7 protein-coding genes are annotated in these 11,538 nt (G+C 36.9%); all 7 read left to right on the forward strand.

The features are described from left to right. Nucleotides 1–360: 360 nt before the first annotated feature. On the forward strand, nucleotides 361–486 hold the full coding sequence (locus tag LC574_RS07800) for a hypothetical protein (RefSeq protein WP_229452579.1): 126 nt from the start codon (nucleotides 361–363) through the stop codon (nucleotides 484–486). 3 nt (nucleotides 487–489) lie between these two features. Further along, complete coding sequence (locus tag LC574_RS07805) at nucleotides 490–1,548, forward strand: HAD family hydrolase (protein WP_229452572.1); 1,059 nt, start codon at nucleotides 490–492, stop codon at nucleotides 1,546–1,548. Nucleotides 1,549–1,608: 60 nt separating this feature from the next. Further along, nucleotides 1,609–4,152 (forward strand): condensation domain-containing protein, encoded by a 2,544-nt coding sequence (locus LC574_RS07810; RefSeq protein ID WP_229452574.1) that lies wholly within the window; start codon nucleotides 1,609–1,611, stop codon nucleotides 4,150–4,152. Between the two features lie 47 nt (nucleotides 4,153–4,199). After that, entirely contained in the window at nucleotides 4,200–8,090 is a 3,891-nt protein-coding gene (locus LC574_RS07815) for a non-ribosomal peptide synthetase (RefSeq protein WP_229452576.1), read from the forward strand. A gap of 1 nt (nucleotide 8,091) precedes the next feature. Continuing rightward, nucleotides 8,092–10,302 (forward strand): non-ribosomal peptide synthetase, encoded by a 2,211-nt coding sequence (locus LC574_RS07820; protein WP_229452577.1) that lies wholly within the window; start codon nucleotides 8,092–8,094, stop codon nucleotides 10,300–10,302. Nucleotides 10,303–10,407: 105 nt separating this feature from the next. Then, nucleotides 10,408–10,488 (forward strand): hypothetical protein, encoded by an 81-nt coding sequence (locus LC574_RS38785; protein ID WP_368736675.1) that lies wholly within the window; start codon nucleotides 10,408–10,410, stop codon nucleotides 10,486–10,488. 179 nt (nucleotides 10,489–10,667) lie between these two features. After that, nucleotides 10,668–11,538: aminotransferase class I/II-fold pyridoxal phosphate-dependent enzyme (locus LC574_RS07825; protein ID WP_229452578.1), on the forward strand; the 871-nt coding region annotated here is incomplete at its 3' end.

The following is an 11,538-nucleotide window of genomic DNA, read 5'->3' on the forward strand; positions in this document are numbered from 1 at the left end:
CTGGGAGTTTTCCGCATTCAACCATAAAGTATCGAGCCATTCTAGCATTGATTGTGATCGCCCTTTAGGATCTAGCTTCATACCTGCTAAAATTGCTCGGTTAACGCGATCGCTAATCTGACGATTCCATTCTTTTGGAGACACTAAATGCTCATCGTCCACTTTGCGCTTTACTGCATCGACAGGCGTTTTGCCCGTCAGAAGTTTATAGAGTGTAGCTGCCAGTGAATAAATATCGCTATACGCACGAGTTATAGTACCTCTAGCATAAAGTTCAGGAGGCGTAAATCCATCAGAAGTTTCCCTAGTTCGGCTTGTAGTAGTGAGTACCCTGTAGAAAGGTATCTACGAGACTCGAAAATTATGGAAATTATTGAAGGTAGTACTCAAATTCAAGAAATTACCATCGCTGAGTCAGGCTATCAAGATTATCTTCTTTCAAGCTTTTCTACGGGCTTGAAAAATAAACTAGCAGAAAGGATTTAAGATATGATTAGCACTCAAGAACAGGACGTAAACAGCAAGCAAAAAGACAAGAAAGTTATTAAATGTGTCGTTTGGGATTTAGATAACACCTTGTGGCACGGGGTTTTACTGGAAGATAAACAAGTTTCATTACGAGAAAATATAGTAAATCTTATTCACACTATAGATAGTCGTGGTATCCTACAATCTATAGCAAGTAAAAATGAAAGTGCAACAGCAATAGCTAAATTAGAAGAATTCGGGTTAAAGGAGTATTTCTTATATCCTCAAATCAATTGGAATTCTAAAGCGTCTTCCATCAAAGAAATTGCTACATCACTAAATATTGCTTTAGATGCGATCGCTTTTGTTGATGACCAATTATTTGAACTAGAAGAAGTAAAATTTACCTTACCAGAAATTCTTTGTATAAATGCCGATGAAATCGGTAATATCTTGGATATGCCTGTGATGAATCCCCGTTTTATTACGGAAGATTCAACAATTAGAAGGTTGATGTATATTAGTGATATAGAGCGGCAGAATGCAGAGAAAGAATTTGTTGGTACGGCAGACGAATTCTTAGCTACGCTCAATATGAATTTCACAATATCCTTGGCACAAGAAGAAGATTTACAACGTGCAGAAGAATTAACATTACGGACTAACCAACTGAATACAACTGGTTATACCTACTCCTATGACGAACTTAATCATTTTCGCCAATCAGGAAATCATAAGCTGTTAATTGCAAGCTTGGAAGATAAGTATGGAAGCTACGGGAAAATAGGTTTAGCTCTAATTGAATACCAAACTGATATATGGACAATCAAGCTTTTGCTGATGTCCTGTCGTGTTATGTCAAGGGGAGTTGGGACAATTATGATGAATCATATTATGAGTCTGGCTCAAAAAAATAATGTCCGTCTTCTGGCAGAGTTTATACCAAATGACCGCAATAGAATGATGTATATATCTTATAAATTTGCCGATTTTAAAGAAATTGATAAAAATGATGATTTAATTATTTTTGAAAATGATTTAAGTCGAATTCAGTCTGTCCCTTCATATGTAAATTTTTAAGCAATTATTTAAAATATTCTTAACACAATATTGGTAAATGTAATCATTAATGATAATATTATGGATAGCAAAGAAGATGAAATTATTAAACGACGTTCTAGACTTTCACCCGCGAAACAAGCAATTTTAGAAAAACGCTTACGGGGTGAGCATGAGTCTAATAATCAGAAAATAGTTATTCCTCGCCGTACACACCACAGTCCTACATATCTATCTTTCGCCCAGCAGAGGCTATGGTTTCTTCAACAGCTAGAACCTCAAAGTTATACTTACAATCATTCTGTGTGTATAACCTTAGAAGGTATTTTAAACTTGGCAATTTTAGAGAATAGTTTTAATGAAATTATAAAACGCCATGAAGTTTTGCGAACTAACTTCGAGGCAAGAGAAGGGAAAGATATCGCAATCATTTCTTCCCCAAAATCAGTCAATTTGCCTTTAATTGACATGAGTGAAATACCCGCAAATCAGCGGGAAACTCAAGTTAATCAACTAGTACTAGCAGAAGCACAGCAACCCTTTGACCTAAACAACGACTTTTTGCTACGAACAAAAATACTGCTGTTAAGTAAGGAAGAACACTTATTACTGCTAACAATACACCATATCGCTTTTGACGGTTGGTCAATTGGTATATTTTTTCAAGAGTTTTCCACACTTTATAATGCTTTCAGTATAGGAAAACCTTCACCTCTAGCACAATTGCCGATTCAGTATGCAGACTTCACTTCCTGGCAAAGTAACTGGTTACAAGGGGAGATCGTGGAGAAACAGTTATCTTACTGGAAACACCAACTTGCTAACTTAGCTATCCTTGAATTACCTACCGACTATCCTCGTCCTGAAGTCCGAACTTTTCTCGGTACTAAGCAACATCTAGAACTAGCAAAAGAACTTTGCGAAGAAATCAAAGCGCTTAGTAATCGGGAGGGTGTCACTTTATTTATGACTCTACTAGCAGCATTTAAGACTTTGATGCATTACTATGCAAAGCAGGATGATATTGTTATTGGTACTGATGTTGCTAACCGTAGTTTACCTGAGACAAAAAAAATTATTGGCTTTTTTGTCAATCAGCTTGTATTACGTACAAACCTATCTGGTGACCCAACATTTCAAGAATTGTTGAAACGTATTAGTGCAGTAACTTTGGCTGCTTACGATCATCAGGATATGCCATTTGACCAACTGGTATTAGCCCTGAAGCCAGAACGAGATTTGAAGCGTACACCTCTGTTTCAACATAAGTTTGTTCTACAAAATACCCCGAAACACTCACTAGAGCTAGAGGATCTTAAGTCGAAAGTCAAATATATTGATAATAGTACAGCTAAATTTGATTTACTATTTAATATTAGCGAGACAGAACAAGGCTTGATTGGCACTTTAGAGTACAGCACAGACTTATTTAATGCTTCTACAATCGCTAAATTTATTAAAAATTATGAAATAATTTTGGGTGCCGTTGTTGCCCAACCGAATATTAAACTTACAGCCATAAGAGAAACACTGGCAGCAGCAGATAAACAGAGGCAAAATTCCAAACAACAGGAATTTCAACAAGTACGTAGCCAAAAATTTAAAGCATTTAAATTTCAACAAAAATCTACAGTGATTAACGTATCCCAACAAGAATTAATTACAGAATCTTTCTTGCAATCAGATGTAAATTTACCTTTAGTGATTACATCTAAATTCAGCGATGTGAATTTACCAATTTGGGCTGATAAAAATCAAGAATTCATCATCAATAACTTGTTGAAATATGGAGGAATTTTATTTAGGGGTTTTACTGTTAAGCAAAAAGAGGATTTTGAGCAATTCGTTAGCGCCGTATGTCCTCAATTAATGCCTTATACAGAATCTTCTACTCCTCGTACTAAGTTAAGCGAAAAAGTTTATACTTCTACTGAATTTCCCGCAGATCAAACCATTGCCTTACATAATGAATCATCCTATGCCAGTACCTATCCGATGAAGATATGGTTTTGCTGCATTGAACCAGCAAGTCAAGGAGGAGAAACTCCAATTGCGGATGTGAGAAAAGTATTTCAACGTATTCACCCTCGTATTAGAGAACGCTTTCAAGAAAAAGGGTGGATGTTAGTTCGTAACTATGGCAATGGATTTGGTTTACCTTGGCAGAAAGTCTTTCATACAACAGATAAAGCTGTGATGGAAGAGTATTGCTGTAATGCTAGCATTCAGGTTGAGTGGAAAAATAATAACCGTTTAAGAACTCGTCAAATTCGTCCAGCCATAGCACAACATCCAAAAACCGGCGAAATCGTTTGGTTTAATCATGTTGTCTTTTGGCATGTGTCGAGTTTACAAACACAATTTAGAGAAAACTTTTTAAGAGAATTTACAGAAGATGATTTACCCTACAATACTTTTTATGGAGATGGTTCTCCTATTGAAGACTCAGTGATTGCCGAGATTCGTGAAGCTTATCAAAAAGCAAAAATTATTTATCCTTGGTGTAAAGGGGATATATTAATGCTAGATAATATGTTAACAGCCCACGGACGTAATCCTTACTCTGGTTATCGAAATATTTTAACTGCAATGGGTGAGCCTTTTAAACAAAAGATGATTTCATGAGCTTTCCATACCATAAGTGTTTTTAATTATTTTGAGGTCTATATATTATGAGTAATTCATCAATTACTGGGTTTGAACTTTCGCCACAACAAAAACATTTATGGCTGTTACAACAAGAAACAAATAGCTTTCCATATCGTTCTTATTGTCAAGTAGAGATTACAGGTAATTTAAAGATTGAAAATTTAAAAACTGCTTTGCATAGCGTTATCAAGAAACATAAAATTCTTAGCACAATATTTAGTTATTTACCAGGAATGAATATTCCATTACAAGTAATTGAGAATGATGTAAATTTATTAATACAAGAACATGACTTCAGGTCAATTCAGCCTGAAAAACAAAAGAATGCTGTTGAATTACTTATAGAATCTGCTAAACAGCAAATTTTTGATTTTGAGAAATCGTCCCCATTACAGGTATCTCTAGCTATTCTGTCAGCATCTAAATATGTATTGCTATTAAATTTACCTAGTTTATATATAGATGCCACCTCACTGAATAACTTAGTAGTAGAAATAAGTCGTGCTTACACTGGAAGTTTACCTGATGAGGAACCAGTACAATATATAGTTTTCTCAGATTGGCAAAATGAATTATTAGAATCAGAAGAAGCGGAAATTGGTAGAGAATATTGGCGACAAAAAGATATCGTCTATATTTTCGACTTAAAACTTCCCAATGAGAAAATATTGTCTGGTAAAATTCAATTTGAACCGCAAATTTTCACTCATATAATTCCAAATGATTTAACCTCAAAAATAACCACAATTGTCGAAAAATTTAAGACTACTGAATCAACCTTATTACTAACATGTTGGCAAATATTACTATGGCGTTTGACCAATGTGTCAAATATTATTGTTGGTACTAATTGTGATGGCAGATCGGAAGAAGAGCTTCAAGAAATGCTGGGGCTATTTGCAAAATATGTACCAGTAAATTGCCATCTCAAAAAGACTTTAAAATTTTACGAAGTTTTGCAGAATATAACTCTTACCCACAATCAAGCATCTCAAATGTCAGTGCTGCTGACTCAACAGCATTTAATTGCAGATTTAGATATAAATGCAATTCAAGTAGTTTGTATAGATAGTGATTGGCAAGTCATAAACCAACAAAAAACCGAAAATCCAACAATAACAACAACCGAATTAAATTTAGCATATGTTATTTACACTTCCGGTTCCACTGGTAAACCCAAAGGTACTCTAATTCCCCATCAAGGATTAGTTAACTACTTAAGTTGGTGTACTCAAGCATACGCAGTAGAACAAGGAGTAGGGACTTTAGTTCACTCACCTTTGGGTTTTGACCTAACAATTACTAGTCTTTTGTCTCCTTTATTCGTTGGTCGTACAGTCGAATTATTATCAGAAGAACAAGTCATTGAAAACCTTTCTCAAGCTTTGGCGAAAAGCTCGAATTTAAGTTTGGTGAAAATTACCCCCGCTCACTTGGAGTTGCTTAAGCAACAGTTATCTAAAGAAGATATAGCAAATAAAACAAGAGCTTTTATTATTGGTGGAGAAAATTTATTAGCTGAAAGCATCACTTTCTGGCAAGATGTAACTCCAGATACGATATTAGTAAACGAATACGGCCCTACAGAGACTGTGGTAGGCTGCTGTGTTTATCAGGTTCCAGTCGGTAAACATTCTTCAGGTTCCATACCTATTGGTAAGCCAATTGCTAATACCCAATTGTATATTTTAGACGAATCTTTGCAACCAGTACCAATGGGTGTACCTGGTGAATTGCACATTGGTGGACTAGGATTGGCTAGAGGTTATCTAAATCAAGCTGAATTAACTGCCCTTAAATTTATTCCCAATCCCTTCAGCAACAAAAAGGGCGATCGCCTTTACAAAACAGGCGATCTAGTACGCTATTTGCAAAGTGGAGATATTGAGTATATAGGTAGAATTGACAACCAAATCAAAATTCGAGGATACCGCATTGAATTAGGGGAAATTGAAGCGATTATAAGTCAACATCCCGTAGTGAAAGAGACTGTAGTTATAGTTAGCGAGGAATCGGTAAATTCTCAACGAATAGTTGCCTATATTGTTCCTAAAAAAGAACAAACACTGGAAATTACTGGATTACGTAGCTTTTTGGAGTCGAAGTTGCCAAGCTACATGGTACCAGCAGCTTTTGTGAAATTGGAGGCGCTACCACTTACACCCAATGGTAAGGTTGATCGCAAAGCACTACCCTTACCTGATAAAATATGTCCAGAACTCGAAGACAATTTTGTTGAACCACAGACGACGGTTGAAAAACAGTTAGCTGCTATTTGGGCAGAAGTATTAGGTATAGAAAATATAGGTGTAAATGACAATTTTTTTAGATTAGGTGGAGATTCTATCCTTAGCCTTCAAGTAATATTTAAAGCAAATCAAGTGGGATTTAACCTGACTTCTAAGCAATTATTTCAACATCAAACAATTGCTCAACTGGCGGCGATCGCGGGAACAACTAGAAAAATCCAAGCTGAACAGATGGCAGTGACTGGTTTGCTAGAACTAATACCCATTCAACACTGGTTTTTTGAACAAAAGCAACCGGAACCACACCACTGGAATCAAGCTGTATTTTTAGAAAGCAAGCAGAAAATTGACCCTGTAATCTTAGAGGAAGTCGTAGAGTCTCTACAAAAACATCATGATGTTTTACGTTTACGATTTATACAGAAGGAATTTAGTACTCAAGCACTTATAGTTAGTCCTGATGATGCCATACCACTGGTATGCTTCGATTTTTCAGCACTACCAGAAGATAAACACAAGGCAGCAATAGAAGCAGTAGCCAATAAATTGCAAGCTAGCTTAAACCTATCACAAGGACCATTGTTCCGAGTTGCCCTGTTTAATTTAGGTGAAAACCAAGCACAACGTTTGCTTTGGATTATTCATCATTTAGCAGTTGATGGTGTCTCTTGGCGAATTTTAATTGAAGATTTTAAAATAGCTTACCAGCAAATTATTCAAGGCAAAGAAATAGATTTGCCACTCAAAACAACTTCTTATAAAGAATGGTCTAGCTGTCTACACAAATATGCACAATCTTCAGCACTCCTTTCAGAGTTAGACTTTTGGCTGACAACACAATATCAATCGATTTCGCCTATACCAAGAGATTTTCCTGGTGGAAATAATATAGAAGAAACCACTTCTATTGTATCAGTATCACTGTCTTTGGAAGAAACTCAAAGTTTGCTGCAACAAGTGCCAGCAGCTTACCGAACACAAATTAATGATGTATTTTTAACAGCACTGATACTAACGTTTAACCAGTGGACGGGAGAAGATTCTTTACTAATTGACTTGGAAGGACATGGACGAGAAGAAATCTTCGAGGACGTGGATTTATCAAGAACTGTGGGTTGGTTCACAACAATTTTCCCAGTGCATCTACATCTTAAAAATGGCAACGATCTAGGAAAAGCTTTGAAGTCAATTAAAGAGCAGGTGCGAGCAATTCCAAATCGAGGTATTGGCTATGGATTATTGCGCTATCTTAGTCAGGATAAGAAAATAAGCGAACAATCTTCCTTGTCAAATGCTGAAGTGGCTTTCAACTATTTAGGACAATTTGATCAGGTTTTACCAGAATCATCTTTATTTAGGTTGGCGCAAGAATCGAGTGGTTCTGCTCGTAGTTCGCAAAGTAAACGAACTCACTTACTAGAAATTAATGGTGGTATTTATCAGGGAAATCTGGAAATAAGTTGGTCTTACAGTAACAAGTTGCATCGACAAACAACTATTGAGGTACTTGCTCAAAACTTTGTTGAGACACTGCGATCGCTGATTGCTCACTGTGAGTCTCTAGATGCAGGTGGTTTTACCCCTTCCGATTTCGCTGAGTTTAAGCAAAGCCAATGGGGTCAGGCCGATCTCGATGCCATTGCAACAGCAATAGGAGATATTTGATATGGGCGTGAAAAACAAGAACATTGAAGATTTTTATCCCCTCTCACCTATGCAGCAAGGCATTCTATTCCACAGTCTTGCAGAGCCTAAATCAGGGGTATATTTTGAACAATTTAGCTGGACTCTCCAAGGAAAGCTTAACATTCAAGCATTCCATCGCGCATGGCAACATGTTGTAGAACGACATTCAATTCTGAGAACCTGTTTTGTTTGGGAAGGCTTAAAAGAGCCAGTACAAATCGTGCATCGACAGGTGAATCTACCTTGGCAAGAGTATAATTGGCAGCATCTTTCACCAGAAGAACAACAACAAAAGTTAGAGTTTTTCTTACAAAGCGATCGCTCTAATGGGTTTGAACTTAAGCAACCACCATTGATGCGGTTAACACTGATTCAACTTTCGGACATTTCCTATAATTTTACCTGGAGTCATCATCATCTGTTGCTAGATGGATTGGTCGGGATTTGTGTAGAGCGATCTCTGGAAATGAGTATAGCCATTTTAGGCATCCTCAAGGCAGGAGCAGCCTATGTACCCATTGACGTAAATTATCCAAAAGAGCGGATTGAATATATATTAGAAGATGCTCAAGTGGAAATTCTCTTGACTCAACAGCATCTAGAAGTTGAATTGCCTAAACACCAAACATCACTATTGTATTTAGAGCGCAATTGGTCAGATATTGCCCAACAATCAACCCAGAATTGTCGCAGCCAAGTCACCTCAGAAAACTTAGCCTATGTAATTTACACATCAGGTTCGACAGGTAAACCAAAAGGGGTAGCAGTAAACCATCAGGCATTAGTCAATTACACTTTAGAAATTGCCGAGCAGTTTAAGCTACAAAATAGCGATCGCTTCCTTCAATTTGCCTCAATTGGTTTTGACGTAGTAGTCGAAGAACTCTTTCCCACTTGGATAAAAGGAGCTACAGTAGTCCTACTAGAAAATAACCAGCTAATCTCCTGTAGCGAATTCCAGCAATTAATTAATAAACAACAGTTAACGGTATTTGAGTTACCTACAGCTTACTGGCATCAATGGGTATCACAACTAGCTTCAAATCAAGAGAAAGTCCCTAGTTGTGTTCGATTTGCAATTGTGGGGGGAGAAAGAATCTCCGCTGAAAGATTGAGACAATGGCAGCAATGGCAGACCCCGCTAGTTCATGTCTACGGACTTACTGAAACAACAGTCACCTCAACACTCTATTACTTAAACAGTGAGATAGAAGCACTAGATACAGGAAAAGAACTTTCGATTGGAAGACCGATCGCTAACACACAAATATACTTATTAGATTCTCATCTACAACCTGTACCAGTAGGAGTAGCAGGAGAAATATACATAGGAGGAGCAGGAATAGCCAGAGGATATGTCAATCGAGCAGAATTAACCGCCCTTAGATTTATTCCCAATCCCTTTAGCACTAAATCAGGTTCCCGACTATACAAAACAGGAGATTTAGCCCGATATTTAAAAAATGGAGACATTGAGTACATTGGACGGATTGATAATCAAGTCAAACTCAGAGGATTCCGCATTGAACTAGGAGAAATTGAAGCGGTATTAAACCAACATCCAGAGATAGCGACGGGCGTAGTGATGCTAAGGGAAGATAACCCCGACAATCAGTACTTAACAGCTTACATAAAGTTGTTTGCTCAAGAGAATGTAGTAATCGAACAGAATAATTCTTTAAAAACCTTAAATAAAAGTCTGCGAGATTATCTTAAGAAACACTTACCTGACTACATGATTCCCTCTGCTTTCGTCGAATTAAGAACTTTACCACTGACATCTAATGGTAAAATAGATAGAAAAGCATTACCCGCACCAGATAGCATACGTCCCCAATTGGAGGCGGTTTATCAGCCACCCCAAACAGAGATAGAGAAAACTATTGCTGATATTTGGCAAAAGTTACTTAAACTTGAAGACGTAGGAATTCATGATAACTTCTTTGAAATTGGTGGTCATTCGTTGTTTTTGGTTCAGGTTCATAGCAAATTACAAACAGTATTTAAAATAAATTTATTAATACTCGATCTATTTAGATATCCAACTATCAGTTCCTTGGCTAAGTTTCTCGGTCAAGCAAACAATAATGAACCATCATCTTTTCATCAAACTGACAATAGAACCAAAAAATTAACAGAGGGTAAAGATCGTATCAAACAGTTTTTAACAATTAGTAAGAAAATTAGATAAAAATGAGTGCTCATTCAGAAATTAGTCAAAATGGTTTAGAAATAGCAATCATTCGTGTCGTGCTTTTGATGCAGAAGCACAAGTAACTGTTCCTAGTAATTAGGCATTAACGATAGCTTTTTTGAGTTGGAAGGAAATTCTTTGATATGGATTCAGGTAATTTCTCAGCTTTGCCAAAACTTCTAGGTTAAACTATCTATTCCTTCTTTATTTGAGTCCCCATCTCTAGCTGAACTAGCTCTAATTATTGAAAAATTGCTTGTCACGGAATTAGATGAAGAAGTGTTAGCCAAGATGTTAGCAGAGTTAGAGGAACTATCTGAATCGGAAACTGAATCAGCTTTGGTACAATAAGAAGGGAACAAATGAGTAGTTTGACACAACTAAGCAACTCTATTAATAAAATCGTACCTGCTCTTTTAGAGGGTTGGATGAGGGATTATTATTTCAGTACCGAAATTGATATCGGTAGTAGTGGAGTAGAAAACTTTTCGCTTACCGAGCTTTATCAACTTACTAATCTTACTCAAGAAGAACTGAATAATGTAGTCTTCCACGATAGCTCTAGCTTGGGAAGCTTACAGTTACGTCAAGCTATTGCCTCCCGTTGGAGTAATGGAGATCCAGAGCAAGTTATGGTAACTCATGGCTTAAGCGAAGCCAATTTCTTAATCATGAATGGACTGCTTAATGCTGGTGATGAAGTAGTTGTCTTAGCTCCTTGCTATCAACAACTATTTTCTATTGCTGAGTCGATGGGGTGCCAGTTAAAGCATTGGCAACTTCGATGTGAGCATAATTTTGCTCCTGATATTGAGGAAGTCAAAAAGTTAATTACCCCACGCACCCGAATGGTAATTGTTAACTTCCCGCACAATCCCACTGGTGTGTCATTAAGTCAACAAGAACAAAATGAGTTAATCAAGGCAGTAGCGGAGGTAGGAGCTTATCTTGTTTGGGATGCAGCTTTTGCAGATATCGTTTACGACGGTATTCCCCTGCCCAATCCTAACTTACATTACGATCGCTCTATTTCAATGGGAACTTTTTCTAAATGCTATGGATTGCCAGGATTGCGATTTGGATGGTGTTTGGCTTCAAAAGAAGTGTTAGAACAAATTGATGGAGTAGTTTATTCAGAGGGTTTAGCTTATATTATAGAATGCAAAGATGAATGTGAAGCGGTAGATATTTTACCAATTGCGAAGCTAAGAAATCAACTATTACGCAGACCTG

The organism is Nostoc sp. CHAB 5715 (assembly GCF_020829685.1).
Classification (GTDB): Bacteria; Cyanobacteriota; Cyanobacteriia; order Cyanobacteriales; family Nostocaceae; genus Nostoc.